Genomic DNA, 26,082 nt, shown 5'->3' on the forward strand with positions numbered 1-26,082 from the left:
CTGGGTTCGGTGGAGCGAATACGCGTCAGCCGGCAGGCACTCTTTCGAGTTGCAAAAGAGTGTTCGATCAGCAGCGCTCGCAGGCCTTCGCGAGACGTATTTGGGCAAATGGTGCGTATGGGCGCTCGCAGGAAATGCCTGTAGGCGCCACGGGCTAGGGGCCGGGAGCCGACCACAAGTGAGGTCCTCGCCACGCGGCGAGGACTTCGTCGAGCAGCGGATTTACTTACGCCGCTTGCGCCGCTTTCGCTGTCGCAAGCTCGGTGTATTCCGGCTTGTAGACATGGCTACGAATGAACCCGACAATATCGGCAGGACGCGGGACACGAGCAAGATCGGAGTCGAACACCAGCTTGGCCACACGTGATGCGGTCTGAATTTCCGTTTCCAGGATATTCGCCTGCAGCGGATAGAGGAGCCCTTGCTTCAGCAACTCGGGCGCAACCTGATCCGCTACGCTGGCCGCCGCCTCGATGAACATTTCATCAGTGACCCGCGAGGCCTGGGTGGCAAAGATCGCCATTCCGACGGCCGGAAAGATGTAGAAGTTGTTGGCCTGCCCCGGCAGGAATGTTTGCCCGTCAAGTTGAACCGGCGGAAACTGTACGCCGGCGGCATAGATCGCCTTGCCTTTCGACCAGGTATACGCCTGCTCGGGCGTGCACTCGGCTTTCTCGGTTGGGTTTGATAGTGCAAGCACGACGGGACGCTCGTTGATGCGCGACATGGCCTCAATCACCGTCTGCGTGAATGCGCCTCCGACCGTGCTTACACCGATGATCGTCGTCGGCTTGATGCTTTCGATCGCAGTGACAAAGTCCCGCGTCGGCGCGTGCTTGTGCGCGTACGGCTTCTGAAAATCGACGAGATCAGTGCGCGTCGACTCAAGCAGGCCATTGACGTCGAACATGTAGACCCGCGACTGCGCGTCTTTCAGAGTCATCCCCTGAGCAACCAACGCAGAACACAGGAGATTGGCAAGACCGATGCCGGCCGAGCCGGCACCGAGGAACAGGTACCTCTCGTCCTTAAGGTTCGTTCCCTTGATCTTCGCTGCGTTGATCATGCCGGCAAGCGTGATCCCGGCCGTGCCCTGTACGTCGTCGTTGTAGACACAGTACTTGTCGCGGTAGCGCTGAAGCAGGCGGACGGCGTCCACGCCGGTCCAATCCTCGAAATGGATGCAGCATTTCGGAAAGACCTCCTGCACGGCCTCGACGAACTCGTCGACGAAGGAATAGAGCTCCTCGGTCGGCGGCCGTGTTTTATGCATGCCCAAATACAGAGGATCGTGCAAATATTGCTCGTTGTTGGTGCCGGCATCAAGATACATGGGCAGCAGATATTGCGGGGGCACTCCGGCGCAGGCGGTGTAGAGCTGCAGCTTGCCGATTGGGATGCCTGCGCCATTGGCCCCGAGATCCCCGAGACCCAAAATACGACCGCCGTTGGTGACGCAAATGAATCGGACGTCCTTCTGTGTCCAGTTTCTCAAGACTTCTTTCACGCCGCCCTGGCGCGTCATCGATAGATACATGCCACGCGTCTGGCGATAGATATGGCCGAATTTCAAGCAGGCCTCTCCGATCGTAGGATCGTAAACGATTGGCAGAAAGCGCGCCGGATCCGACATGATGGTGCGATAGAACAGCGTCTCGTTATGGTCGAGCAGATTGACGAGATAGATGTAGCGGTCGATGTCTGTGGTCTTATGACCGAGCTGCATCATCACCCGGCTCAGTTGCACGTCCATCGTCTCGGTGACGTCCGGCACGAGGCCGACGATTCCAAGCGCCTGCTTTTCCGCCTCGGTGAATGCCGTAGACTTATTGAGTGAAGGATCCTGAAGCAGTTCCATTCCATGCTTGTTGATAGTCATCTCGTTCTCCTGTTTGGCTCGGCTTGTGATAAGTTTCAGGCTGCGTCGACCTCGGTAGATGCAGCCGCCACGTAGGGCTTCACCATCTTCTTGGGATCGACAATGCGGTCGAATTCCGCCTCACTGATAAAGCCCAGCTTCAAGGCGGCCTCCCTGAGAGTGAGATCGTTATCTATGGCATGGTGCGCGATCGTCGACGCCTTGTCGTAACCGATGACCGGTGAAAGCGCCGTCACCAGCATCAATGAGCGCTCTACATATTCGTTGATCTTCTTAAGGTGCGGCTTTGTGCCTTCGATTAGGAATGTTCGGAAATTGGTGCAGCCGTCGGTCATGATCGTGATCGACTGCATGGTGTTGTAGATCATCAAGGGCTTGTAGACATTCATTTCAAGGTAGCCGCCTGCTCCGCCGAAACCCACGGCTACATCGTTGGCCATCACCTGCACGGCGATCATGGTGAGCGCTTCGCACTGGGTCGGGTTGACCTTGCCGGGCATGATCGAAGACCCCGGCTCGTTCTCGGGAATCTCAAGCTCGGCGAAGCCGGCACGGGGGCCGCACGACATCAAGCGAATGTCATTCGCGATCTTGTAGAGCGAGACCGCCAACGTGCGAAGCGTGCCGGAAAGCTGCACCAGCGCGTCGTGGGCCCCCTGAACGGTAAACTTGTTCGGTGCAGTGACAAACGGCAGGCCGCTTAGTTTCGCGATCTCGGCGGCTGTCGCTTCGGCAAAGTCGGGCGCCGAATTGATGCCCGTGCCGACCGCTGTACCACCGAGCGCCAGGCGGTATACCCCCTGCAGCGCAGCTTCGATCCGCTCGAGATTGTCCGACAGCATCCCGACATAGCCGGACCACTCCTGACCCAATGTCAAAGGCGTGGCGTCCTGCATGTGGGTGCGCCCGATTTTGACGATGTCGTCCCAAGCTTTAGCCTTGATGTTGATAGCATCTCGCAATGCAGCCACCGTCGGAATAAGGCACTGCTTCACATTGACGGCGGCGGCAATGCACATCGCGGAAGGGAAAGTATCGTTCGACGATTGCGCCATGTTGACGTGATCGTTTGGATGAACCGGCGCGTGGCTACCAAGCGCCGTGCCAGCGAGTTGGGAGCAGCGGTTGGAGATCACTTCGTTGACGTTCATGTTGAACTGGGTACCGCTGCCGGTCATCCAGACATGCAGCGGAAACATGTCGTGGTGCTTCCCAGCAAGGATCTCGTCGCAGGTCTGAACGATCAATTTGTAACGCTCATCGTCGAGCCGCTTGCCGGCATGGTTGGCGATGGCCGCGGCTTTCTTCAGCGTCGCATAGGCCGTGACCATCTCGCGAGGAATAAGATCCTGGCCGATGCTGAAATGCTGGAGGGAACGTTGTGTTTGAGCACCCCACAGCTTGTCAGCGGGCACTTCAACGACGCCGAGGCTGTCGGTCTCTTTTCTCAACGCAGTCATGACTCATCTCCTGTTTGCTACGTAAGGGATCGCATGTCATGAGAAGGCGGGATCCCACCCGGATCCCATGGCGATGCGGGTGAAGACGCTCACCAGGCCGATCGTGAAATCGACCATTTCCTTCTCCGTGAAGTGGGCGGCGATGTCCCGGTAGATTTCCTCCGGCGCATGCGTCTCGGAGATGAGAGTGAGCGGTTCCGCCCATTCGAGAGCAGCGCGCTCCTGTGTGGAAGACGTCTATCCAGTCTCGCGCCATACCAGAAGGAGGCGACCTTTGAGAACTGAACGCCCTTCATCGTGAGGTCCCGCGTGCGCAGGATCTCGGTAAGCACCTGGATGCCTGCTGTGATGCCCAGAAATAGGATCGGGGCGGCGACCACATAAAATGTATGCGGAAATCGTATCGCGGAACGAACGACGCCCATAAGCTCTCCTCGCCCACCCGGCCGAGGGCACGGCGGGCACGTCCTGGTTCATCTCCGATGGCGCAGCCATAGACGTCGTGGCGCAAGCGAAACGACGCGTTTGCGTGCGAAGGTGTCGCCAATCCTATCTTGGCGGTTGTTGGGTCGCCGGCCGACTGGCGGGTAGATAATAGCAGGGCCCGATGCGTGGGCCGCTTCGACAATTGCTCCAGCTTTTTCAGACTTGCTGCATTCGGGGCACTCCCCACAAGCAGAAAACCTCGTCGCCGGACTCATCGAGAACTTCGAACCTTGCTACCTTTTCACGGCGGCACGTGGGTTGGAGAGTGAGGTCCGCTACTCGCCGTTGATCTCTCGCGACAGCTTGACGCTGAAGCAAGGGTGGCCAGACGGATCGATAGTCATGCCCGGCCAGTCCCTTCGGCGCCACATGCCCCGAACAGGGGGGCACGTTGACGAAGACCTGGCACCAGCAACTTGTCGATCTCCATCCGGACCTGTTCGTCCGTACGTTTCGCGGCGTTCCCGTTGCAAGTGGTTATCCTACCTGCGGTGACGGGTGGCGCGAAATCGTAACCAAGTTGGCAGAGCGAGTATCTGCCGCTGCGGTGGGATACCCAGTACATTTCACCCAGATCTTGGAGCGATACGGTCGCTTGTCGATCTATTGGAAGGCCGAAGCCAATCCTCCGAGCCGCGTAGAACACGCGATCGACGAGGCAATCGAACTAGCTGAGGCGCGCTCGGCGTGCACTTGCGTAAATTGCGGAGCTAAAGGGCACCTCTTCAGTAACGGAAGCTGCCCGGACCACGCCCGAGGTGTTCCGGTGCCGGGCTGGAGGACCTCCACATCGTTCGAGCATTCGTCGGTGATGACATCCATAGCGTTGCATGCCGACGCTACGACCGGCTGAGGGATGTTGGTTACGTCATCGATAGCTCCTCACTTCGCACTGTTCCTTCGTTCGTGCCCGGCGGTCGTTCCTTCGTCCCGGCCTGCGCGCGCAACCGCCAGCCAGATAAGGTTTCCGACAGGGACAGGTTGCGCCCGACACCGTTCTCGAAGAGAATGAAGGTGTCGGTCGTCGGGCCTACGATGCCCATGTCGGTGTGCGACATCGTCCGGCGCTGAACCACTCTGAACACCACTCCCTATCACACCACGCCGGCCGGCTGTCGCATGCCGGCGCACAACAGGCCAAACATCCGCGTGTCCTCGCCGCGCACTGCCAAGTCCCGCTCTCGCAAGACGCGCGTCAGGCAAAGCTGGAACACCTTGCTCCGCCGCGTCAGCCGCTGGCGAGGCGCGCGCTTGGTGCGACGGACGCTGACCGCAGCACCGCGGGCGGTTCGGATCGTTTGCCTCGCGGCGCTCGTCCTCGCGGCATTCTCGCTGACAAACCTCGTCTATCACGTTGTCCGCAAGCCGAGCGAGCTGCTCTTTTTCGTCGGCGGGGCGCTCGACAAGGAACCGATCGAAACGTGGCGGCGGTACGAACCGCTCTTCCACACATATTCCACCAGCACGATCACGCCCGAGCTGCTGGCCGCGTTGGCGCAGGTCGAAAGCACCGGCAATCCGGTGGCGCGCACCTACTGGCGCTGGCAGCTCACCTGGAATCCCTTCGCTGTGTACAAGCCCGCCTCGAGCGCTGTGGGCATGTACCAGATGACCGATGCGGCTTACGCCGAGGCGGCACGCTACTGTATCCGAGGGAACGCTGTCCTAGATACCGACTGCGGGTTCACTGGCCTCTATACCCGCGCGGTCCCGAGCCATGCCATCGAGCTCGCGGCCGTGTACCTGGACCACAATGTCGCGGCAGTTCTTGCCCGCGCGCCAGACGCAGCGGCAAGCCCGCAGCAGAAGCAGGATCTCGCCGCATTCATCCATCTCTGCGGCGCAGGTCCCGCCTCGGCCTTCGTGCACCGTGGTTTTCAGATGATGGCCGGCGAGCGCTGCGGCGATCATCTCGTCGCGGCATATCTCGCCAAGGTCAATGCGATGAAGCGGCAGTTTCTGCGCCTTGCTGCCAACGGCCGGAATTAGCGTCAAATGGATGTGTTACAGTGCCAGCCCACCCAATCAGGCTGACGCGACCCGGAAGAGCGTCCGGTAATCCGCGGTGATCACGCCGCATTGAGCACGCCTGCCGATTGACGTTAACTCTGGTGAGCTTTGTTGGTTGTTACTCGGCTTTTGAGCTTGAGGTGGAGACGGTGAAGGGAGAGATGGTAACGCGCCTTTCGAACCGTCTAGTGGGACACCCGTCGGCCAAGGATTAGTTCGATCCTGTGAAGCACACTCAATTCCGAATGGAACAAATGGACAGGGTATCACTTTTGTAGCATGTGGTCTCGGCCCACGATTTGTTTCTTCCAACTTCAAGGGATGTTGAAAACGTCTTGCCACGTCCGTCCTGATAAAAGATCTTCACTCCCTTACAGGATAACTTGGCGACCAGCTGCTGCAGCGCTGCAGCGGCCTGCCATCTCGCAGGAGTGGCCGACCGTTGCCCTCCGAAGGCAAAGGTCACACGTTCGAATCGTGTCGGGTGCGCCAGCTTTTTCTTTATTTTACAACGCGATATGCGCGCCCGAACCGAAATTCCAGTTCTGCCTCATTCGAGCGAGTAAGCAATCTGGCGAAAATCGCCACCGAATGCAGATAGCTCGGCTACTGACGACGTCGGTTGGAAGCCCGCCTGTCTAAGAACAGCTATCGTATCCATAAGCGGTCGGATTGGCGCTCGCAGCCGCCGCTCACGCTAGTCTGAGTTGGAACACGACGACACAGCAAGATCCGCATGTTCTTGAGTTCTAACGAGCGCATTCGTGACGTTACGTGATCGTTAGCTGTCGCTTGATATGCCCGCTCTCCGCCACACCGGTGCATCGAGGATCGTGGACGCCTCCTAAATAGGACGAACAACAACGCCTGCGACATCTTCCACGTATCGGCGGCGGCCGTGCTCGTTGCGACGCGCTCTTTGTGATCCGCAGCAATTTCGCGCCAGCCAAGCAGCATCCTGCTCAGCACCTAGACGAGGCTGCCAGCCCACGTGACGGCAATGGGGCGGGTCTTGGCCATTTGAAGTGGCACGACGATCCTGGCGCACAAGTATCCCACTCGCACATTTGGTCACAGCTGATCCCGGAACCGAAATGATCGAGCGTGATCTGGTGCCTTCGCATAAATCCGAGCGGTTGAACTCGAGAGGAGCAGTTGATGCGTTGATGCCACCATCTCGGCATAAAGGGGTACGGCGCCTCATCAGGCGTGAGAGGCACGACAATCTCGGTCGGTCCAATCCATCAAGAGGAAGTTTGGACTAGGTCCAGCCAGCGGGAGCTAGCTGGATCTAACCGCACCTCAACGACCGTCGCCAATCCCGGACATTCGGTCGGAAGGCTAACTGCGAGTTGAAGCTGGCGTGCTCTCGTTGGCGACCGTCGCTTTTGGATGCGATCTCCATCCGAGTTTCGCGGCGAAGGCCGTCATGCTGTCCTTTGTCCATCGGTGACCGGGACGTTCTACAAATCGCCACGTCGCCCAAGCCAGGATGACGGCTCCGGAGACGATCGCGGTGGTCCACAGTTCGGCGTTGCGGACCGGAGCCACACCAGCGAGGATCGTATAGCCCATCTGCATGTGCAGCAGATAAAGCGGATACGTGATGCCACCGACAGCGAGGACGAATCCGGCAGGCAGCGGCAGCCTCCGAATCCGGGTCGCGAGAAAGGTGACCGCGATCGAGACGAGGCAGATCGCGGCCACGATGCGCGCGTCAAATGCACCGCCAGTATGGACGCCGAGGTGCTCGAGCTTGTGGATCGCCTGAAAGACGGACGTACCTACCGAAAGCGCGAGGATGCTATAGAGCTTGAGGTCCCGGCGGCCCCTGTAGTGTTCGTAGATCAGCAGCCCGACGGCGAAGAACCCGCTGTCGTCGGCGATGAACAGCTTCTCGAAGATCGGCGCGTCGATCGTGAGTTCGTTGGCGAAGGTGATGCCGAGCCAGACCAGGATGATGGCGTCGATGCGGCGCGGGAAGAGTCCGAGCGCCAAGAACGTCGCCACCCAGGCGTAGAACACGATTTCGATCACTAGCGACCAGTAGGACGTGTCGACATAGGATTGACCGAGAGCGGGCGCGGCGACAAACAGATTGGCGAGCCACTGCGCGAAGCTGACTTCGAAATTCGTGCCGCCGAGCAGAAGGATCGTCGCGAACGTCAACGTCATGCAGAACACGAAAGTCGGATAGATGCGGCTGAACCGCGCGATGGCGAAGCCGACGGGGGTTCGGCCCTCGGCGGAATAGGCGATCACGAATCCACTGATGGTGAAGAAGATGGGAACGCCCAGAAATCCGTATTGCGCGTAGGAGGCGAGATACGGAAGCGCGACCTGCGGCACACCGTGCGAGGCCGGCCCCCAGAATCCGTAGTGATAGAAAACGACCGCCGCCACTGCCACCAGGCGCAACAGGTCGAGCCCTGGCACCCGCGACTGATTGGAACGGTCGTTTGGCTTAGGCACGTTTCGCCTCCCGAAAAGGACCACGCATCATCGGCGCGGCCGCTAAATATGCTGTTAACGGTTGTGGCCGGAATTCGCGGGGTTTCAGCGTTTCAGGGGCCGACCTGCCGGCCCATCGAGTGCCGGACGTCTCACACAAGACCTGAGAGCGTGCCGGCGGCGGCCAGCAGCGCGACCACGATCCAGGGCGGCAGCTTCCAGACGGTGAGCAGCAGAAAGGCGCCCAGCGCGAGCGCAAAATCGCGCGGCGTCAGGACCGCGCTAGTCCACACCGGGTTGTAGAGGGCCGCACCGAGGATGCCGACCACCGCTGCGTTGGTGCCGCGCATCGCGGCCTGAGCGGCCGGGCGCGTACGCAACGCATCCCAAAACGGCAGCATGCCATAGACGAGTAGCATGCCCGGCAGCAGCAGCGCGACGAGGGCAATGGTTGCGCCGGCTACGCCGTTCGGCGACGGGACCATCGCCGCTCCAAGATAGGCGGCAAAGGTGAAGAGCGGTCCCGGCACCGCCTGTGCAAGTCCATAGCCAGCCAGGAATGACTCGTTGGTGACCCATCCCGGTGCAGCCACTTGAGCCTGCAGCAACGGAAGCACGACGTGGCCGCCGCCAAAAACGAGGGCTCCCGACCGGTAGAAGGCGTCGAACAATGCGAGCCCTTGAGAGCCGGTCGCGGTGACGACGAACGGAGGAATCAAGAGAAGTGCTGCAAAGAGAAAGAGCGCGATGAGCCCGCCCGCCCTGGTGACCGGAAAATTCAGATACCCGGAAACCGGCGCGACCTCACCTCGGCAGAGCCAGAGACCCGCGCAGGCGCCCGTCGCAATCGCTGCGATCTGTCCAAACGATCCGGAGAAAAATACAACGATCGCAATTGCGGCAAGCGCGATCCCAGCGCGGGCGCGGTCGGGTGTGAGGCTTCGCGCCATGCCCCAGATGGCTTGTGCGACGACCGCGACGGCAACGAGTTTGAGCCCATGCAGGAAGCCTTCGGCAACCGGTCCGGTGAATGCGGCTGCGCTCATGGCAAATGCGAACAGGATCAAGGCCGAGGGCATCGTGAAGGCGAACCATGCGGCTAGGCCGCCCAAGAGCCCGTTGCCGCGCAGAACACCGAGGGAAAAGCCGACCTGGCTGGAGGCCGGTCCCGGAAGAAACTGGCAGAGCGCGACTAGGTCAGCATAGGCGGTCTCGTTAAGCCATTTGCGCCGTACCACCAGTTCGTCCCGGAAGTAACCGAGATGCGCGATGGGGCCGCCGAACGAGGTGACGCCGAGTTTCAAAAAGACTTGAAAGACCTCGCCGGGCGAGCCGCGGTCCAAGTCGCCCTGCGGGCCGTCCGCTCCAGTGTTGGTGGGCAAAGGAGCATCCATCGGCTTAGCTTTTCTTCATTGTTTTCGCGTGCCGCTGATCCGGCACGATTTCGCCAAACAATTCTTTCGCCTTTCCCGTGGCCAATTTGATCGCCTTGCGGCCGAGCGGGGTTGCCCGATAATATTTTCGCGCCGTGCGCCCCTCGCGCTCCGTGCGCGAAACCAGGTATCCCTTCTTCTCCAATCCGTGCAGCAACGGATAAAGCGTTCCCGGGCTCAATCGATACCCGTGGCGGGCCAACTCCTCGATCATCCATTGGCCGTACAATTCTCCTTCGGCAGCATGATGAAGAATATGCAGGCGAACGAAGCCGCTGAGCAAATCGCGATGGTCCATCCCGGCAAGATGCCCTGGTTGTGATTTGATCGAACTTGACTATCGCAGTTCGATAATGAAATTCAATAGTGAATACGCCAACCGGAGAAATCGGCATGTCGCTGGGTCGTCGCGGCCTTCTACAGGGCGCAGGTATGGCCGTCCTTGCGGCGGCGCTTCCCAGGTTCGCCCAAGCTCAGTCTGCCGACGGTAGCGCCTCAGGATCGCCGCTAGGCGCGGCGGGTCACACGATCCGGATCGGCAACGGGCTCGTGGAATTGGCGCCGGACCGCATCATCTCCACCACCACTTATAACGGGCAGTTTCCGGGACCCCTGCTGCGCTTCAAGGAGGGCCAGCAGGTCGTCGTCGATATCCACAACGATACCGATACGCCGGAGCAGCTTCACTGGCATGGACAGACGCTGCCGGTTGACGTTGACGGAGCCTCCGAGGAGGGAACACCGTTCATTCCGGCACATGGTATGCGCCGTATTACCTTCACGCCGGGGCCGGCGGGATTGCGATTCTATCACACGCATCTGACGCCCGGCGCGGATCTGTCCGGCGGCCAATATGGCGGACAAGTGGGCACCGTTTACATCGAGCCGAAAAACGACCCGGGCCGTCACGATCGCGAAGTGTTCCTGATGCTCAAGGAATTCCAGCCGGCGCTCAGTCGCGGCGGCGACATGGCGATGGACTTTCTGGTCCCCGCAACCCGGGTCAAGGCGCTTGAAGAGGCCGGCGAGTCCGCGATGCGCGCCTCATTGGCCAAGGGAATGCCGCACGGTTTCGAGGTCGGTTACAGCCTATTCTCTATCAATGGCCGGATGTTGGGTCACGGCGATCCGATCCGCGTCAAGCAAGGCGAGCGGGTGCTGTTTCATATCGTCAATGGCAGCGCGACCGAGATCCGCAGCCTCGCCCTCCCCGGACACACATTTGAAGTGATCGCATTGGACGGCAATCCCGCTCCGACTCCGAGCAAGGTCCCGATCCTCTGGCTGGGGACGGCAGAACGCATCTCCGCTGTCGTAGAAATGAACCATCCTGGAGTCTGGCTGATGGGCGACCTCGCTGACGACGACCGCACCAGGGGCATGGGCATTGTCGTCGAATACGCCGGCAGATCTGGAAAGCCGAGTTGGGCCAAGCCGGCTCCCTTCAAGTGGGACTATACCCGGTTCGGAAAGTCGACTTCGAATGCGCCGGCGCCGGACGAAACGCTGGACATGACGTTCACCAAAAACAACGCCGCCAATCAGGGCTTCAACGAATGGCGCATCAACGACGTCGCGTTCTCGATGGAAAAGATGGAGCCGATGTTTCACCTGCGCCAGGGCAAGCGCTATCGACTGCGCATGCGCAATGCCAGCGACGACATCCATCCCGTGCATCTGCATCGCCACAGCTTTGAACTGACCCGTATCGCGGGAAGGCCGACAGCCGGGATTATCAAGGATGTCATCATGCTCGGGGGATACCAGGAAGTGGAAGTTGACTTTATTGCCGACAACCCCGGCCAAACCCTGTTCCACTGTCATCAGCAGTTGCACATGGACTTCGGATTTATGGCGCTGTTCGATTACACCTAGCGGCACTGCTACCGAACGCGGGCTCGCTTGCTCGTCTGGCGTGTTGTAAGGAGCCTCGTTTTGCGATCGACGATGAACCGACGCCAGTTTGCAATCGGATCCGCCGCGATCATGTCGGGCGGCCTCGTCGGGGGGCTGGTCGGCAGTCGTCTCGCGCAAGGTGATCCGTTGCGCTTCGACCGGCACCTGCCCATCCCTCCGCTCATCGACGCTGCCAAACAGGGCAACGCGGTCAAGCTGAAGGTCTCCTCTGGACGGCACGCCTTCCTCAAGGGCAAGCCGACACAGGCTTACGGTTACTCGGGTCCCGTCCTTGGGCCCGCGATCCGCATGCGGCGCGGCGACGAGGTGCAGATGACTGTCGAGAATGCCCTTGGCTTTGACACAACGGTGCACTGGCACGGACTTCTGGTACCCGGTGATGTGGACGGCGGGCCGCATCAAGTCATCAAGTCCGGCGGGACGTGGCGCCCGAAACTCAAGATCGAGCAGCCGGCCTCGACGGCGTGGTTTCATCCTAATCTGCACCACGACACGGCCCGCCAGATTTATATGGGCCTCACGGGACTGATCATCGTCGATGACGGCTCCGACGCCGACCTGGGCCTACCGCGGACCTACGGAGTCGATGACGTGCCCATCATTATACAGGATCGGTCGTTCGATTCCGACGGATCGCTTTTGTACGATCGCCGTCCCGACCCTCAAACCATCCAATACGGCAACCGGGGCAGCACCATCATCGTCAACGGCGTGGTCGGCCCGGTAGCGAAGGTTCGGGCCGGCGTGGTGCGGCTGCGAATTCTCAACGCAGCCAATGCACAGAACTTCGACCTGAGATTCAGTGACCGTCGGGAGTTTCGCGTCATCGCTTCGGACGCCGGATTTCTCTCGACACCGGTTCCGATGAGGCAACTCAGGATCTCGCCCGCCGAGCGTTTCGAAATCCTTGTCGATTTTGCAGAACGCCAGCCCGTCATGCTTGAAACCGGCCCTGACCCACTGATGGGTATCTTCGGCGCAGTGTCGCCGGATGGCAGCACCGACTTTGTATCGATCATGCGCTTCGAACCGACGGTGGCGGAAGGAACGATAAGAGATTTTCCGGCTCGCCTTGTCGAGCCCGATGCGGCCGCTTTGGAGAAGGCCGTCCGCCGTCGCCAGTTCGTGCTCGACAGCGGGATATGCGGGGGTAAACGGCCGACGGAGACGGGGATGCTCCCCGGCTTGTGCATCAACGGGAAGTCTCACGACCTGGACCGTATGGACGCGGAAACCGAGCTTGGCACACTGGAAGTGTGGGAAATCGTCTCGTTCGGCATGGCTCATCCCTTTCACGTGCACGGCGCGTCGTTCCGTATCTCGTCGCTCGCGGGCGCGCCGCCTCCTGCTCATCTGGCCGGCTGGAAGGACGTGGTTCTTGTCGAAGACAGGGCCGAACTTCTGGTCGCTTTCAATCACCGTGCCACGCCGGCGCATCCCTTTATGTATCACTGCCACATTCTCGAACATCAGGATGCCGGGATGATGGGGCAATACGTGTGCGTTTGAACGAAGCGGCCGCCTTGATCAACCGTTCCGGACGCAAAGCGAACGCGCCGGGCCCAAGTCGTAACAACAACGGATGCGACAAGGATTGACGTCGATTCGGAAGTCCATCTAACCCTCGTCAGCGGACATGCGTTGGACAGGATGGCACGTCAGTTTCGTACCAATAGGCGACATGTCTTATTTCATTGACCAAGACCGGACAGTGCGCGAGTTGTACAATTCGATCGGCTCGGCTGCCAATCAACCGGTCGTAGAGCGCTGAATGGCCGGTTGCTCCGATAACGAGCGGTTCAACTTTAAGCTCTTTGGCAAGTTCGACGATGCCTCACACCGGATGCCCGACGATGACATGTGTATCGAGTTTGACATCACTGTCCTCGGCCATCGCGCGAGCGCGCAGCAAAACCTTGCCGAAGCGGAAGATCATTGCAGCGCGACTTGGTATTGATCCAACTAGGTCAATCGCATCTTGAATAACCAAATAAAAAACCCCGCCCAGGGGATCATTCTTGGACGGGGCTTAAGTCACATTGTCTAGAAAGACGCGCGGCATAGGGTGTCGCGCAACCGGAAACTACCATAAAATCGGAGCGCAACAACACCCCTGAACTTACTTTCCGGGCTCACCGCGAGGCGGCCTTCAGCGCCGTTTCTTGCCGGATTTTCGTTTGGCCTTCAGCACGTCGGCCTGGCTGCGGTACGCCTTGGCCATGTTCAAGAAACCTTGGGATACTTCGAGGTCAGAGGCAGCGCGCGCCATTCGCTCAGCCTTGTCGGCCTGTTTCCGAAAAAATTTGGCTTCCTTCACCATGGCACGTCCTAATGCCAGTGCACCGGGACGTATTGAAGGGCAACCCAGGCACCAAGCCCGAGTAGCAACACAAGCATGGCGCTACCGATGAAAGATTGGAGGCGCATAGTTGTCCTCAAGCTCGGCGACGTGCGGCGCAAAAGTCCCGGCCAAGGAAGCGACGGACGGGGAAAAGACGACGAGAAGTAGCACCAAACAGTTCGTCTGGGAACAGCTATCGGGCTAGCCAGTGGGTTTGGGAATCGCTTCGGGCCGCTCCGGCGCGCGCAGCCCCTAAGACGGCCTCGGCGTGGCCCACTCGGATTTAGCGCCGTTTCTCGTCTAGTGCTGGTCAAGGTCTGGATTGCGTCTTATTGCCGCCCTCGGCCTCAAGCCCGAGCGTTCGTCCCGGGAAGCCCGCGGCGTCAAAATAGCGCTGTGTTCGAACGCGCTGAAAATTCAACACGGTACGCAAGCCGTTGGCCGCCGGTGGCGATTCCACTGTTTCCGAAAAGGATTGCGGCGTCGGACCATTTGGCATCGCTTCGGTCATGACGCGACCGATCAGATAACCGTTGGCTTTTTGCGTTAGTCCCAGGATCTTTGCAGCCGTCATGCCGACGTCGGCATTGCTGACAGGCAATGCATCGACATGACCCGACTTGAAATCCGGTCCAATAGCTGCCGTGAAGTTAAGGGTGTCACCACGACTAAAACTGCCGTGCATGCCCTGGCCTTGTCGGAGCACCGTATCAGCAACGGCGACGGAACAATTGGTGGGTTCATCGCATCCCGTCGACCACGAACGGAAGTTGACGACGATGGCGGGGTGCGGGGTGACGGCCTTGCCCCGCAGATTCAGTAGGGACAGCGGGAGCGCGCCAGGGAATTTTCCGAGATCGTCTTCCACGAAGATGCCGCTGACATAGTCCGTTTCAAGCAGCGCATTGACCGTGCGCTCCGCGAGCTTCTTGTCATTGTTGGGCAAATAAATTAGGTCCGATCCGCCATTGGTGGCGACCACCATATCCGGCTTTGCGGGATCGTTGCCAAGCAGGCCGTTGCCGGCCTTGGGGTGAGCGTTGTCGGCAACGCGTGCGTTCTTGTCATTCGGATCGAACAGCGGCAGGCCAAGCGCCTTGGCGAGATCGATGGCGAGAAAGCCCATCGGCAAGAAATCGTTCGGCGTGTCTTCGTAGGAGATTTTCGCCGAGGGACTGGTCTTGCTTTCTTTCGATATCGTCGAAAAGCCGTGGTCGGAGGAGATGATGATGTTGGTCGAGGCACTGAGACCCAGATCATCGAGCGCCTTGCGCAACTGTGCGAGATTGTTATCGGCGTTCTTGATGCCCGCCAGCGATGTCGGCCCATTGATGCCCGGGGTGATGCTGTTCAGGCTATCGCCGTTGTTGTGCTGGCTGCCGTCGGGGTCGCGTGACCAGAACACCAGCACGAACGGCTTGTTGCGCGCCTTGAACATCGGCAGCACGACCTGGGTGGCAACGTCGGCGAAATAGGCCTGCTGCGCGGTATTCGGCACAACCGTGCCGGGCGTCTTGGCGTCGCCCGCCTTGGCGTTCTCGCCACGCGCCGGGGTTGCCAGCGGGAGATTGGCCTTGGTCAGCGCGTCCTGCATCTCCTGCGAGAGAGGAACGCCGTTCTTCCCGCCGGTGGAATCGTCGATCACAATCGAATGCAGGCCGGGTCGGTCAGCCCGGTCGGTATGATCGAAAATCAGGGTGGGGCCAAGCTTGCCCATCGCCGCGGTGCTATAGCCCTTCTCGCGCGCAAGCTTCAGCAAGGTCTCCTCATTCAGATAGTCGCCACCGAAATGCTCATCGACGCTGCCCAGTACGGCATTGTTCTCGAGAAACGGAACGACAGTGCCGCCCACCTGCTCCACTGGATAGCCAGTGTAGATCGTGTTGCTGAAATCACCGGTATCGCCGAGGTAGTGACCGGTGGCCATCGCGGAGGCGTTGGCGGTGGTGAATGTCGGAAACAGGGAATGTGAATTCTTGAAGTTAACCCCCTTGTCGCGGACCTCGGCCATCGCAGGCGCGGTCTGCGGGGTGACAATCCGGCCGCGTAGTCCGTCAGGCACGAACAGGATCAGATTGCGGGGCGCGCTGTTCTGCGCGGACGCTATGCCGGCGGAAAGCATAGTCAAGCAGGCGGTCAGCAACACAATTGAGCGGCGCATAAAATCTCCTATAAGGTCTCCGAGAGTCACCACAGTGACTTAGCGAATGAGTGTGTTCAAATCAGATACTGCGACCGCCGGGATCAAATCGAGGCTTACGATGTTCATACGAGCCGAACATTTGTTTCCGGAATGCGGAGAGAAACGGTATCCCCCGGCAAAAACTCTTCGTCATCTGCCGGATTGAAGCGCACGATGTTCAACATCTGCCCACCAAACGTGACCTCATACTCAATCTTGTCGCCGAGATAAGTTCGAGTCCGCACGACACCCGTCGGACCGCTACTCGACGCAACGATGGCGATCGACTCCGGGCGCACAATGACGCTGACGGGATTGCCGGGAGCGGGCGCGCCTTCCGATCGCATGACAAGCTTTTGGCCGCCGATATCGATCATCATGCGGCCGTCCCTCACGCTCTCGACGGTGGCGCGCAGCAGATTTGCCCGGCCGATAAATCCGGCGACGAAAGCGGAACCCGGACGGCGGTACAGAGCCTCGGCGGTATCGAGCTGAACGATCCGGCCGGCCTCCATCACCGCGATGCGGTCGGAAATGGCCATCGCTTCTTCCTGATCATGCGTGACATACACCGTCGTGATCTTGAGCGTCCGCTGCAAATGCCTGATCTCTCCGCGCATTGATACGCGGAGCTTCGCATCCAGGTTGGAGAGCGGTTCGTCGAACAGCAGGACGCGAGGGCGTATGACGATAGCGCGGGCCAGCGCGACGCGCTGTTGCTGACCGCCGGACAATTCGTTCGGTAGACGCTCCCCAAACCCGGCTAATCCCACAAGTTCCAGCGCCTCGGTGACCGCTCGTTGCAACTCGCTGGCGGACTTGTTCCGCACCTGCAGGCCGTAAGCGACGTTGCCGAAAATCGTCAAATGGGGAAACAGCGCATAATTCTGGAACACAAAACCGATATCGCGCTGGTTCGCCGGAACATGAGTCACGTCACGGCCCGCAATAAGGATCTTACCCCCGCTCGGCTCCTGAAAGCCGGCGATCATGCGCAGTGTAGTGGTCTTGCCACAGCCAGACGGGCCCAGCAACGTCAGCAGCTCGCCCGGCTTGACATCTAGATCTACATTGCGCACTGCGACGATCGCGCCGCGGTTGCGGTCCTGCATCGTTGCCGAAACGCCTTCTAGACAGATGCCGGCTGGTTCGCTGCGCTCGATCATGTTCAGCCCTCGACCGCGGGAAGCCGCAGACCGGGCGCCGTCACGCGTCGCAAAACCCAGTTTAGCGCGCTTGTGACGACGACCACGACCAGGATTACAAATACCGAAAATGCAGCTGCCGGTCCGAGCGACAATTCCGTCATGTTCTCGAGAATGCGTACCGTGATCAGCGTCCAGTTGATGGAAACGAGGAAGATCGTGGCGCTGATCGCCGTCATCGAGCGAATGAAGACCACGCTCAGCCCAGCGAAGAACGCCGGCATGATCAGCGGCAACATGATGAGGCGAAATGTCATGAAGCTGCTGGCGCCGAGACTGAACGACGCCTCTTCGAGGCTGCGATCGATCTGCTGCAACAACGCAATGGTGGTGCGAATCCCGGTCGGGCTATAGCGAAACACATAACAGGCGATGATGATGGCGGCGGTCCCCGTCAGCAGAAATGGCGGTTCGTTGAAGGCGCCGAGATAGGCGATGCCGACGATAGTGCCGGGCAGCGCGTAATTCAGCATGGTGACGATTTCCATCGCCTGCCGTCCGATGAACTGCGTTCGGGCGACTAGATATCCAACGATGACGCCGTAGAGCCCGCCGATCGGCATGCCGATTAGAGCGATGATCAGTGTGTCCTCGATGGCCGGCAGACCTTCCGTGAAGATCACGCGGTAATGGCCGAGGGTCAAAGTATGGTTGGCGCCGAAAGACTGTACCAGCGAAGCCATCAGCAGCAGGGCGTAAAGATAAAGAATGAAAAGTACGACGGCAAGACAGAACGCCATCAGCGCAGTGCCGGCCCAGGGCGCAACACCGCTTCGCGACGCTCCGGCCCGCCCCTTTCCCGTCATCGTCACGTAGCGGCGGCGTGCGACCACGTTCCGCTGCAGAAAATAGACGATGCCGGCAGGCACCAGCAGCAACAGCGACAGCATCGCGCCGCCCTTTAGATCGAACATTCCGGTAATTTGTAGGTACGCCTCGGTCGGAAGCACCGGGAACTCATTGCCGGCTAGAATGAGCGGCGTTGCGAAATCCGCAAGCGAAGCTGCGAATAGTAGCAGGAACGCATTTGCGAGTCCCGGCACTGTTAGTGATAGGGTCACGGTGCGGAACACCCGCCAACGTGAGCTGCCGAGGCTGAACGCCATCTCCTCAAGGTCGCCGCCGATCCCGGCCAGCATGGGACGCAGCGCCATGTAGGCCAGCGGGAAATAGGTCAAAGTCTCCGCTGCCAACGTGCTGGTGAGGCCGTAGACCGTGGCATTGTTCATTCCCAAAAGATCATGCGTGATGAAGCCGCGGGGACCGAAAGAAAATACAAATGCAATCGACGTGGTGAAGGGTGGCGAAATCAGCGGCAGCAATGTCGCAATGTCGAGTAGTCCCACCCAAAAACGCGGCGCTTGCGTACGCTCCACCGTAAAGGCGAACAGAAACCCAAAAAATGTACCGCATACGCCGACCAGTGTCGCGAGCAGCAGGCTGTTTCCGAAGGCGCGAAGATTGCTCTTGCTATTGATAGCCGCGATCAGCGGCGCAAGCGTAAGGCCGCTGTCGTCGCTCAAGGCGCGGCGCACCAACTCGACGAGCGGATATAGAACGAAAAGTCCGAGCAGCAGCCACAAGATGACGATCACAAAGAGGCGCAGCGGGTCGCTCACGCCGCGCCATCGCGTCCATGCGCCCACCGATGCCATCGATCACGAGGGGTTCAGAACTTCAGCTATCCAGCGCTGGACGATGCGCTGCCGATTGGCGCCGGCCCATGCATCATCGATCTCGATGATGTTCGCGTTCTTCAGTACCGCGGCAAGGCCAGGCTCTGTTTCGACCTTCGGATTCGCCGGAATGAAGTTGATCTTGTTGGGTGCCAGAAGCGACTGCATCGCCGGACTTGTCGCCCAGTCGATCAGCTTCTTGCCCGCTTCCGGATTCTTGGCACCCTTGATCAGCGCGATACATTCCGCGGCGGAACCGATGCCCTCCTTGGGGAACGATATCTGTACGTCATAACCCTGCTGGCGGGTGAATAGAGCGTCGACGATAAAGAAGATGCCGCCGCCCGCCTGGCCAAGACCAACCGGTAGCGTGCCGCCGCCGCCGCTCTTGGTGTAGAGCTGCACGTTCTGCCGCAGCTTCTTCATATAGGCGAATGCTTCGTCCTCGTTGCGGTTATGGACCTGGAGCACCGAGAAGATACGCGTCACAGCGGTGCCTGACGTGCGCGCATCGGCCATCTGCAGCATGTTCTTGTAGGCAGGATTGAGCAGATCATTCCAGGAAGCCGGCGCCTGCAGATTGTTCTGCTTCAAGAACGCGGTGTTGGTCATGAACACCAGAGGATCGTCGGCGATCGCGGTCCATTGGCCGCCCTTGTCCTTGAACCGCGCCGGCAAATCGGCCGCGCTGGGCGGTGTATAGGGTTCGAATATTCCCTGACTCTGACCGGCTGTGAATGTTTCGACCGGGCCACCGAACAGAACATCGATCTGCGGATTGCTTTTTTCGGCGGTCACTCGCGCCAACGCCTCGCCTGAGGAAAAGCGTATAAATTTGACGTGGATGCCCGAGGCTTTCTCGAAGGCTTCCATCATCGGCCGCGCGTAGTTTTCGGGCCAGATCGAATAAGCGTTCAAGACGTCGGCTGCGAAGGCTTTGCGCGTGACGAACGGTGAGGCGAGTATTGAGCCTAACAAGGTTCGCCTGCTGACACCGCGTAAAGACGGAGAAGTTGAATTGGCCAAACGCTGTGTTGCGGTCGTGATCATCGTTTCCTCACCCCTACGGCGCACAATTTTCTATTGTTGGCTGCAGTGTTGAGTTGGCACTCCTGACTGTCAAGGCGCCTTTCTGACAAGCGATCTAGGCCGCGAAAAATCACACGGGCGCATCCGCCAGACGGACAATTGCCATCCCAGCACTGGGTGGCTAGACAGATTTAACCGCCGTTCGTGCCTTGGGAGCATTTCCATGAAATCATATTGCACTGCAGCAGTTTTTGCACTGATCACTTCGGCTTTGTCACCTGCGACCGCCTCGGCCGAAGATTGCGCAAACCGCGGCCAGCTCGACGACGCCTATTGCGATGCCAACAGAGATCTCGTCGCCGACATTCCCGCGAAGACCCGCGACCCCAGCGTGATCGTGTTCGCCTATACGCCGGTTGAAGATCCCGCCCTCTATGAAAACGCATTCAAGCCGTTCACCGAATATCTCGGCAAATGCATGGACAAGCGCGTGGTCTATTATCCCGTGCAGTCGAACTCCGCCGAGATCGAGGCGATGCGCTCCGGCCGCCTGACCGTTGCCGGCTTCTCTACCGGACCTGTCGGCTTCGCCGTCAACATGGCGGGCGCGGTTCCGTTCGCTGCCAAGGGCACCGAAAAAGGTTTGGAAGGCTACAACCTCATCGTCATCGTCAAGAAGTCGAGCCCGTTCCAGAAACTTAGCGACCTCAAAGGCAAGAAATTCGCACACACCGCGCCGTCCTCGAACTCCGGCAATCTTGCGCCGAAGGCGCTGTTTCCGGAACAGGGCCTGAAACCCGGAGAGGATTATCCGATCATCTACTCCGGCGGCCATGACAAGTCGGCATTGGGCGTCGATTCCGGCGACTACGACGCGGCGGCGGTCGCGTCCGACGTGTTCGAGCGCATGATTGCGCGCGGTACGCTCAAGGCCGACGATTTCCGTATTATCTACCGCAGCGAGACCTTCCCCAGTTCCGGTTTCGCCTACGCCCACGACCTCAAGCCTGAACTCGCCGAGGAACTAAAAAAGTGCTTTTACGATTTCCGCTTTCCGCCGGAGATGCAAAAGGATTTCGAGGGTGACGATCGCTTCTTTCCGATCACCTATCTGAAGGATTGGGCGATCGTTCGAAAAGTGGCTGAAGATTCCGGCACGCCTTACAACAAGGCGGCGTACGAGAAGGAAGCCGCACGGGAAGCCGAGGCCGCCAAAAAGAAGGCCGAGCAGCCGAAGAAGCCATGATGCAGGCCTTCGAGGGTACGACGTCAAAGGGTGAACGTGCTGGGGACCCGCGCGCGTTGGTGCTGCGCGGGCTCACCAAAGAGTATCGCAAGGGCTCGCCCGTGCTCAACGGCATCGATCTCGTACTGCCGGGCTCAGGGCTGACGGCGATCATCGGTCCTTCCGGGACCGGCAAGAGCACGCTGATCCGCTGCATCAATCGGCTGGTGCAGCCGACTTCGGGCGAAGTCCTATTCCGTGGTCAGGACCTGGCCAAGCTTTCCGGCCGCGCGCTGCGGAATGCACGACGGCGGATCGGAATGGTGTTCCAGGAATATAACCTGGTCGAACGCTTGACCGTGATGGAAAACCTGCTCTGTGGCCGCCTCGGCTATGTTCCGGCGTGGCGCGCGTGGCTGCGCAAATTTCCAGCCCGGGATATCGAACGCGCGTTCGATTTGCTCGAGGCGGTGGGACTTCCAGGTTTTGCGACGCGTCGGGCCGACGCCCTATCGGGCGGACAGCGCCAGCGCGTCGGCATTGCGCGCGCCATCATGCAGGAACCCGAGATTATCCTGGCCGATGAACCGACATCCTCGCTCGACCCGAAAACCTCCGTGGAGATCATGGAGATCCTGAGCAAATTTGCCGCTGAGCGGGCCATCCCAGTCATCGTCAACATTCACAACGTCGAACTTGCGCGTCGTTTTGCATCGCGGATTGTTGGGATGTCCGGTGGACTCGTAGTTTACGACGGGCCACCGCAACAGCTCACTGACGCGCATCTGAAGCAGATCTACGGCGGCGAGAACTGGATGGAATGAGCCACCTCACGCACCAACCTGTGAACAGATCGAAGCCGTTCTCCTCCAATTGGACCGCGCGTATCGGCTGGTGCCTGCTCGCCTTCTATCTCGTCTATGCCTGCTCGCAACTAGGCTTCAGCGCCGAGCGATTTTCTGCCGGCATCGAGCACGGGCAGCGTTTCCTCACCCGCATGTTTCCTCCGAATTTCGGGCGCTGGCAGCTGATCGTTAGCGGGATTGCTGAGAGCCTGCAGATCGCCGTGATCGCGACATTCGTTGGCATTCTAATTTCGCTGCCGATCGGCCTGATGGCGGCGCGAAATCTGATGCCGGCGTGGATCAGCTGGCCGACGCGGGCCTTCATCGCGTTGTGCCGCTCGTTTCATCCGATCATCGTCGCGATCTTGTTCGTGAAAGCGATCGGGTTCGGCGCGCTTGCCGGCGTGATGGCTTTGATCGTGGCTTCGATAGGCTTCATCTCGAAGCTTTTTGCCGAAGCAATCGAGGAAATCTCAGCTAAACAGGTCGAATCCGTACGCGCCACCGGCGCTGGCTTCCTCAGCGTGCTCATCATGGGCGTGCAGCCCCAGGTGCTGCCGCGCTTCATCGGCTTCGCCACCTATCAGCTCGATTCCAACCTGCGTAACTCGACCATGGTGGGAATTGTCGGCGGAGGCGGCATCGGCGCCTCGCTGTTCACGGCCTATCAGCGGTTCGACTTCGATGTGGTGCTGGCGATTCTGATCGTGATCGTCAGCCTCATCATGATCGCGGAAATCCTGTCCGGCTGGGCGCGGAAGGTTTTTCAATGAAGGTAGCTGCGCGTCTCGACAGGGAGTGGCAGCGTTTCACGCCGCTGAGGCGCCTGTCGCGTTTTGCGTTTTATCTGTTCGCTGTGGCGGCGCTCATCATCTCGTTGCGAACCATCGATGTGATTCCGGAGTTTCTTTACGACGCGCCCGAGCAGATGGCCGATCTGTTCAAGCGCATGTGGCCGCTGGATCCAAGCTATATCCGGCCGACACTGAACAGCCTGATCGAGACGTTGCACATCGCCACAGTTGGCACCATCATCGCCATCGCTCTTGCGGTGCCGGTGGGACTGCTGGCCGCGCGCAACGTCACGCCGAATCTTCCCTTGAATCTTTTTGCGAAGTTCGTTTTCGTCACATCGCGATCGATTAACTCGTTGGTTTGGGCGCTTCTGTTCGTCGCGGTGTTTGGCCCCGGACCACTTGCGGGGACATTCGCCATTGCTTTCCGCTCGATCGGATTTACCGGCAAGCTGTTCGCCGAGGCAATTGAAGAAGCAAATCAAGGTTCGATCGAGGCGCTGACCGCGGCCGGCGCTTCGAAATTGTCGACGCTGCTGCTGGGTTACTGGCCGCAGGTGCGTCCGGCCTTCTGGTCGATCGCGCTGTTTCGCTGGGATATCAACATCCGTGAATCCGCCGTGCTTGGCCTTGTCGGCGCTGGCGGCATCGGAGTGGCGCTCGATACAGCGCTAAACCTGCTTTATTGGGATCAGGTCTCCGTCGTGCTGCTCGCTATCTTTGTCGTCGTGATATTGGCGGAAATCATCGTCACCACGGTGAGAGCGCGACTTTTGTAAGCGCACTAACGATACGAAGCAAAGAAGCGTGAAGAAGTCCATTGGCGAGGCCTTAAGACGAACAAGCGTCAGGCGTCTGGAGCGACCGCGCGCCGCCCTCCACCTTGGCCCATTCGGCCAATAAAAGGATTGATTCGCTGTCATTTAGCGATAGCCTGCCCCCCTGATTCAACTTCAGTAAGTAGAAGACCATGGGAAGCATCGTTCTTCTCGACCTGATGGGCGGCGTGGCGTTGCTGCTCTGGGGCCTGCACATGGTCCAGAGCGGAATTTTGCGCGCCTTTGGCCCTGGGCTTCGGAGGCTGCTTGCGGGAGCTTTGAGGAATCGCCTCGCCGCGTTCGCCGCCGGCATTGGTCTGACCGCCCTGCTGCAGAGCAGCACCGCGACCGCCTTGATCACGAGCTCCTTCACGGCGGAGGGTCTGGTTAGTCTCGTTCCCGCGCTTGCGATCATGCTTGGCGCCAATGTCGGGACGACACTGATCGTTTAGGTCCTGTCGTTCAACATCGCTGCCGTCGCCCCGGTTCTCTTTATTTTTGGCCTCGTCGCTTTCCGCGGCGGCGCGCGCTCCCGCATCAAGGACATCGGCCGCGTTTTCATCGGTCTCGGCTTGATGCTGCTGGCATTGCACATCTTGCTGGATACGCTGGCGCCAGCCGAAAATGCGCCTGGCGTGCGCGTCCTAATGAGCGCCATCACAGGCGACCCCGTGCTGTGCATCATCCTCAGCGCAGTCGTTACGTGGGCCGTGCATTCAAGCGTAGCAACTGTTTTGCTGATCATGTCGCTGGCCTATGCGCACTTCGTCACACCTTTTGCCGCCCTGGCGTTAGTGCTTGGCGCCAATCTCGGCAGCGCGATCAACCCGGTGTTCGAAGGAGCGCGGCGCGACAACCCCGCAAGCTACCGCCTTCCGCTCGGCAATCTCATCAATCGGCTGGTCGGCGTCCTGCTGGTCGCGCCATTTCTGCGTCCAATCACCGAGACATTGCAGGCGTGGCAACCCGACCTCGCCAAGCTCACGGCCGAATTTCACATTGCATTCAACGTGGCGACCGCGATTATCTTTATCGGGTTGCTCGACGGTATGGCCCGTCTTCTGAAAGAGCTTCTCCCAAATCGGGTCCAGGAAACCGACCCGTCGCGGCCGCGGTATCTTGACGAGAGTGCGCTTGAAACGCCCTCGCTCGCGTTGGCGGACGCCGCGCGAGAAACTCTGCACATGGGCGATCACGTCGAGGTCATGCTGCGCAAGGTGATGGCCGCGATCATGACCAACGACCGCGCGTTGGTCGATCAGGTCTCCAGGATGGATAACAGCGTCGACAGCCTCGACGAGGCAATCAAGCTTTATGTGACCAAACTAACCCGCGGCAGCCTGGACGAACGCGAGGGGCAGCGTGCGATGGAGATCATTTCCTTCGCCATCAATCTCGAACACATAGGCGATATTATTGACAAGAATCTGAGCGAACTTGCCACCAAAAAGATCAAACGCGGGTTTCAGTTTTCGCCCGAAGGTGCGGAGGAACTGTCGGCGTTCCACAAGCGGACAATGGACTCGCTTCGGATCGCGTTCGGCGTCTTCATGTCAAGCGATGTCAACGAAGCGCGCAAACTTCTCACGGAGAAGGCGCTCTTGCGCAATGCCGAGCTTGCCGCCACCGAACGGCATCTGGATCGTCTGCGCGAAGGCCGGCCCGAGACCATCGAGACCACCTCGCTACATCTCGACGTGCTGCGCGACCTTCGGCGAATTCACTCACATATCTGCTCGGTGGCTTATCCCGTTCTCGACGCCGCGGGCGAATTGCCGACATCTCAGAAAGCAGAAAACGATCTGGTAGCGTCTCCTACCCCTGCAGGGCATCCCTCAGCCCGGTAGCAGCTCAAAATTCGATTGAAAGCGCATACTCCCAGTTGTCATGACGTTAGGATCAAACTCACCGCCGGCGAGGCGTCATCGATGAGTCCGGTACCGGACTTCCCCGATCCTCGAAATGCTGGACGCGACCTTATCGCGGCACTTCCAGCAGACGATCATCGGGCCGGCGGCACTGGGAAATGAAACGGGAAAGCTGCCCATGATCGAGGGAATCAGCGCGATCACACTAGACACTCACGAAATGCCACGAGCTGTTCGATTCTACCGCGCGCTGGGGTTTGATATCCTGCATGGCGGAGAACAATCGTCATTCACCAGCCTTCGAGCGGGGGCGAGTTATCTCAACCTCATCGCCCAGCCTGCCGAGCGACGCTGGTCCTGGTGGGGGCGCGTAATTTTCTACGTTGCCGATGTTGACGCACTCTACGATCGTGCGCTCGCAGCGGGGGGATGTCCCGGGTTCTGTTGAATTTCTGAAGAGGTC

At 59.6% G+C, this 26,082-nt stretch carries 21 protein-coding genes, 1 tRNA gene and 1 pseudogene; 11 read left to right on the forward strand and 12 right to left on the reverse strand.

Features of this window, described 5'->3' with window-relative positions; translation table 11 throughout:
* Window positions 1-226: 226 nt before the first annotated feature.
* From V1289_RS13985 to V1289_RS13995, 3 genes are all read right to left on the reverse strand, one after another.
* The gene (locus V1289_RS13985; RefSeq protein ID WP_442896181.1) at window positions 227-1,939 is read right to left on the reverse strand and encodes an NAD-dependent malic enzyme; all 1,713 of its coding nucleotides are present in this window, start codon (window positions 1,937-1,939) and stop codon (window positions 227-229) included.
* Window positions 1,915-3,339 carry a class II fumarate hydratase gene (fumC, locus tag V1289_RS13990; RefSeq protein ID WP_334397486.1) on the reverse strand — a complete coding sequence of 475 codons (1,425 nt, stop codon included), beginning with the start codon at window positions 3,337-3,339 and terminating at the stop codon, window positions 1,915-1,917. The genes V1289_RS13985 and fumC overlap by 25 nt, the downstream gene beginning before the upstream one ends.
* Before the next feature lie 1,349 nt (window positions 3,340-4,688).
* Complete coding sequence (locus V1289_RS13995) at window positions 4,689-4,883, reverse strand: hypothetical protein (RefSeq protein ID WP_334397487.1); 195 nt, start codon at window positions 4,881-4,883, stop codon at window positions 4,689-4,691.
* Between the two features lie 196 nt (window positions 4,884-5,079).
* On the opposite strand from V1289_RS13995, the gene V1289_RS14000 reads away from it, so the two are divergent.
* Entirely contained in the window at window positions 5,080-5,814 is a 735-nt protein-coding gene (locus tag V1289_RS14000; protein WP_334397488.1) for a transglycosylase SLT domain-containing protein, read from the forward strand.
* Between the two features lie 446 nt (window positions 5,815-6,260).
* Window positions 6,261-6,327: transfer RNA gene (locus V1289_RS14005), tRNA-Arg, on the forward strand.
* Between the two features lie 849 nt (window positions 6,328-7,176).
* Here V1289_RS14005 and V1289_RS14010 read toward each other — a convergent pair.
* The 3 genes from V1289_RS14010 to V1289_RS14020 all read right to left on the reverse strand — a co-directional run bounded on the left by V1289_RS14010 (window position 7,177) and on the right by V1289_RS14020 (window position 10,017).
* Window positions 7,177-8,307: an acyltransferase family protein gene (locus V1289_RS14010; RefSeq protein ID WP_334397489.1), complete on the reverse strand. Its 1,131-nt coding sequence runs from the start codon at window positions 8,305-8,307 to the stop codon at window positions 7,177-7,179.
* A 131-nt stretch (window positions 8,308-8,438) separates the two neighbouring features.
* A complete protein-coding gene (chrA, locus tag V1289_RS14015; protein WP_334397490.1) occupies window positions 8,439-9,668 on the reverse strand; it encodes a chromate efflux transporter in 1,230 nt (409 codons plus the stop codon).
* A gap of 16 nt (window positions 9,669-9,684) precedes the next feature.
* Window positions 9,685-10,017, reverse strand: a complete 333-nt coding sequence (locus tag V1289_RS14020) for a PadR family transcriptional regulator (RefSeq protein ID WP_334397491.1) — start codon at window positions 10,015-10,017, stop codon at window positions 9,685-9,687.
* Window positions 10,018-10,112: 95 nt separating this feature from the next.
* Between V1289_RS14020 and V1289_RS14025 the strand changes: the two genes are divergently transcribed.
* Together V1289_RS14025 and V1289_RS14030 are read left to right on the forward strand one after the other, a co-directional pair.
* Window positions 10,113-11,594 carry a multicopper oxidase family protein gene (locus V1289_RS14025; protein ID WP_334397492.1) on the forward strand — a complete coding sequence of 494 codons (1,482 nt, stop codon included), beginning with the start codon at window positions 10,113-10,115 and terminating at the stop codon, window positions 11,592-11,594.
* A gap of 60 nt (window positions 11,595-11,654) precedes the next feature.
* Window positions 11,655-13,145, forward strand: a complete 1,491-nt coding sequence (locus V1289_RS14030; RefSeq protein WP_334397493.1) for a multicopper oxidase domain-containing protein — start codon at window positions 11,655-11,657, stop codon at window positions 13,143-13,145.
* Between the two features lie 118 nt (window positions 13,146-13,263).
* Here the strand turns inward: V1289_RS14030 and V1289_RS49675 are convergent, their stop codons facing one another.
* Complete coding sequence (locus V1289_RS49675) at window positions 13,264-13,467, reverse strand: universal stress protein (RefSeq protein ID WP_442896182.1); 204 nt, start codon at window positions 13,465-13,467, stop codon at window positions 13,264-13,266.
* Between V1289_RS49675 and V1289_RS14035 the strand changes: the two genes are divergently transcribed.
* A complete protein-coding gene (locus tag V1289_RS14035) occupies window positions 13,408-13,593 on the forward strand; it encodes a hypothetical protein (RefSeq protein ID WP_334397494.1) in 186 nt (61 codons plus the stop codon). The genes V1289_RS49675 and V1289_RS14035 overlap by 60 nt on opposite strands.
* A gap of 192 nt (window positions 13,594-13,785) precedes the next feature.
* On the opposite strand, the gene V1289_RS14040 is transcribed toward V1289_RS14035, so the two are convergent.
* The 5 genes from V1289_RS14040 to V1289_RS14060 form a co-directional block, all read right to left on the reverse strand.
* A complete protein-coding gene (locus V1289_RS14040) occupies window positions 13,786-13,956 on the reverse strand; it encodes a hypothetical protein (RefSeq protein WP_334397495.1) in 171 nt (56 codons plus the stop codon).
* Window positions 13,957-14,287: 331 nt separating this feature from the next.
* On the reverse strand, window positions 14,288-16,138 hold the full coding sequence (locus tag V1289_RS14045) for an alkaline phosphatase family protein (RefSeq protein ID WP_334397496.1): 1,851 nt from the start codon (window positions 16,136-16,138) through the stop codon (window positions 14,288-14,290).
* Window positions 16,139-16,242: 104 nt separating this feature from the next.
* A complete protein-coding gene (locus tag V1289_RS14050; protein WP_334397497.1) occupies window positions 16,243-17,325 on the reverse strand; it encodes an ABC transporter ATP-binding protein in 1,083 nt (360 codons plus the stop codon).
* A gap of 2 nt (window positions 17,326-17,327) precedes the next feature.
* On the reverse strand, window positions 17,328-18,983 hold the full coding sequence (locus tag V1289_RS14055) for an ABC transporter permease (RefSeq protein WP_334397498.1): 1,656 nt from the start codon (window positions 18,981-18,983) through the stop codon (window positions 17,328-17,330).
* A 39-nt stretch (window positions 18,984-19,022) separates the two neighbouring features.
* A complete protein-coding gene (locus V1289_RS14060) occupies window positions 19,023-20,018 on the reverse strand; it encodes an ABC transporter substrate-binding protein (protein ID WP_334397499.1) in 996 nt (331 codons plus the stop codon).
* A gap of 274 nt (window positions 20,019-20,292) precedes the next feature.
* Here V1289_RS14060 and phnD point away from each other — a divergent pair, with 274 nt between their 5' ends.
* The 6 genes and pseudogenes from phnD (at window position 20,293) to V1289_RS14090 (ending at window position 26,067) form a co-directional block, all read left to right on the forward strand.
* Window positions 20,293-21,315 (forward strand): phosphate/phosphite/phosphonate ABC transporter substrate-binding protein, encoded by a 1,023-nt coding sequence (phnD, locus tag V1289_RS14065; protein ID WP_334397500.1) that lies wholly within the window; start codon window positions 20,293-20,295, stop codon window positions 21,313-21,315.
* Entirely contained in the window at window positions 21,312-22,118 is an 807-nt protein-coding gene (gene phnC / locus V1289_RS14070; protein ID WP_334397501.1) for a phosphonate ABC transporter ATP-binding protein, read from the forward strand. The genes phnD and phnC overlap by 4 nt, the downstream gene beginning before the upstream one ends.
* Window positions 22,115-22,912 (forward strand): phosphonate ABC transporter, permease protein PhnE, encoded by a 798-nt coding sequence (phnE, locus tag V1289_RS14075; RefSeq protein WP_334397502.1) that lies wholly within the window; start codon window positions 22,115-22,117, stop codon window positions 22,910-22,912. The genes phnC and phnE (V1289_RS14075) overlap by 4 nt, the downstream gene beginning before the upstream one ends.
* Entirely contained in the window at window positions 22,909-23,712 is an 804-nt protein-coding gene (gene phnE / locus V1289_RS14080; protein ID WP_334397503.1) for a phosphonate ABC transporter, permease protein PhnE, read from the forward strand. Before phnE (V1289_RS14075) ends, phnE (V1289_RS14080) begins: the two co-directional genes overlap by 4 nt.
* A 191-nt stretch (window positions 23,713-23,903) precedes the next feature.
* Window positions 23,904-25,598: pseudogene (locus tag V1289_RS14085) on the forward strand (Na/Pi cotransporter family protein).
* Window positions 25,599-25,713: 115 nt separating this feature from the next.
* Window positions 25,714-26,067 (forward strand): VOC family protein, encoded by a 354-nt coding sequence (locus V1289_RS14090; RefSeq protein WP_442895999.1) that lies wholly within the window; start codon window positions 25,714-25,716, stop codon window positions 26,065-26,067.
* The last annotated feature ends 15 nt before the right edge of the window (window positions 26,068-26,082 follow it).

This window comes from Bradyrhizobium sp. AZCC 2289, assembly GCF_036924615.1.
Taxonomy (GTDB): Bacteria; Pseudomonadota; Alphaproteobacteria; order Rhizobiales; family Xanthobacteraceae; genus Bradyrhizobium.

Bases quoted from the DNA above. Each gene is read 5' to 3' on its own strand.
- fumC (WP_334397486.1), bottom strand. From the start codon at position 3,339: ATGACTGCGTTGAGAAAAGAGACCGACAGCCTCGGCGTCGTTGAAGTG.
- V1289_RS13995 (WP_334397487.1), bottom strand. From the start codon at position 4,883: ATGTCGCACACCGACATGGGCATCGTAGGCCCGACGACCGACACCTTC.
- V1289_RS14020 (WP_334397491.1), bottom strand. From the start codon at position 10,017: ATGGACCATCGCGATTTGCTCAGCGGCTTCGTTCGCCTGCATATTCTT.
- V1289_RS14025 (WP_334397492.1), top strand. From the start codon at position 10,113: ATGTCGCTGGGTCGTCGCGGCCTTCTACAGGGCGCAGGTATGGCCGTC.
- V1289_RS14035 (WP_334397494.1), top strand. From the start codon at position 13,408: ATGGCCGGTTGCTCCGATAACGAGCGGTTCAACTTTAAGCTCTTTGGC.
- V1289_RS14040 (WP_334397495.1), bottom strand. From the start codon at position 13,956: ATGGTGAAGGAAGCCAAATTTTTTCGGAAACAGGCCGACAAGGCTGAG.
- V1289_RS14045 (WP_334397496.1), bottom strand. From the start codon at position 16,138: ATGCGCCGCTCAATTGTGTTGCTGACCGCCTGCTTGACTATGCTTTCC.
- V1289_RS14050 (WP_334397497.1), bottom strand. From the start codon at position 17,325: ATGATCGAGCGCAGCGAACCAGCCGGCATCTGTCTAGAAGGCGTTTCG.
- phnD (WP_334397500.1), top strand. From the start codon at position 20,293: ATGAAATCATATTGCACTGCAGCAGTTTTTGCACTGATCACTTCGGCT.
- phnC (WP_334397501.1), top strand. From the start codon at position 21,312: ATGATGCAGGCCTTCGAGGGTACGACGTCAAAGGGTGAACGTGCTGGG.
- phnE (WP_334397502.1), top strand. From the start codon at position 22,115: ATGAGCCACCTCACGCACCAACCTGTGAACAGATCGAAGCCGTTCTCC.
- phnE (WP_334397503.1), top strand. From the start codon at position 22,909: ATGAAGGTAGCTGCGCGTCTCGACAGGGAGTGGCAGCGTTTCACGCCG.
- V1289_RS14090 (WP_442895999.1), top strand. From the start codon at position 25,714: ATGCTGGACGCGACCTTATCGCGGCACTTCCAGCAGACGATCATCGGG.